The organism is Shewanella sp. NKUCC01_JLK (genome assembly GCF_019345615.1).
Taxonomy (GTDB): Bacteria; Pseudomonadota; Gammaproteobacteria; order Enterobacterales; family Shewanellaceae; genus Shewanella; species Shewanella oncorhynchi.
Genome location: NZ_JAHKRD010000038.1, coordinates 1 through 673, shown reverse-complemented (window position 1 = coordinate 673; position 673 = coordinate 1). Strand labels below are relative to the sequence as shown.

Sequence of the window (673 nt, the reverse complement as noted above, 5' to 3'; positions counted from 1 at the left end):
GGTTCATGACTGGGGTGAAGTCGTAACAAGGTAGCCCTAGGGGAACCTGGGGCTGGATCACCTCCTTACCTATACGACTAACTTAATGTTTGTTGAGTGTTCACACAGATTTGCTTGATAGAAGAAAGAGTAAAAGATGGACCTAGTTAAATAGGTTTATCAAAGATGGGTCTGTAGCTCAGCTGGTTAGAGCGCACCCCTGATAAGGGTGAGGTCGGTGGTTCAAGTCCACTCTGACCCACCAATCCTTCCTTCTCAGCGTTGGAAAGTGACTCGTTTAGTGAACTAAACGTCGCCACTGTCCGCCTTGATAAGAAATGATTGGCAAACCAATCCTTTTAGAGGTTTGGAACATCTTACTTACTCGCACTGCATGTAAATGGGGCTATAGCTCAGCTGGGAGAGCGCCTGCCTTGCACGCAGGAGGTCTGCGGTTCGATCCCGCATAGCTCCACCATTTACACCTTATTCTGACTTTATTGCAAAGTAATAAGGCATATGCACTATGGATAGAGATGCCAAAGATAAACTTAAAAATTATCTTTGGCTTTTTTAAGCCCGCTCTTTAACAATTTGGAAAGCTGATAGTATTTAATTGCATGAGTCTGTCATGTGATTAATTACAAAACGTTTAATGCGAAAGCATTGAACATGAGTTCTCAAACACTTTATT

The 673-nt window shown here is 42.9% G+C and carries 2 tRNA genes and 1 rRNA gene; all 3 read left to right on the top strand.

What is annotated here, in order from left to right:
• Positions 1–68, top strand: a 16S ribosomal RNA gene (locus tag KO537_RS22950); the annotation flags it as partial.
• Positions 69–167: 99 nt separating this feature from the next.
• A tRNA-Ile gene (locus tag KO537_RS22945) sits at positions 168–244 on the top strand.
• Between the two features lie 137 nt (positions 245–381).
• Positions 382–457: transfer RNA gene (locus KO537_RS22940), tRNA-Ala, on the top strand.
• The last annotated feature ends 216 nt before the right edge of the window (positions 458–673 follow it).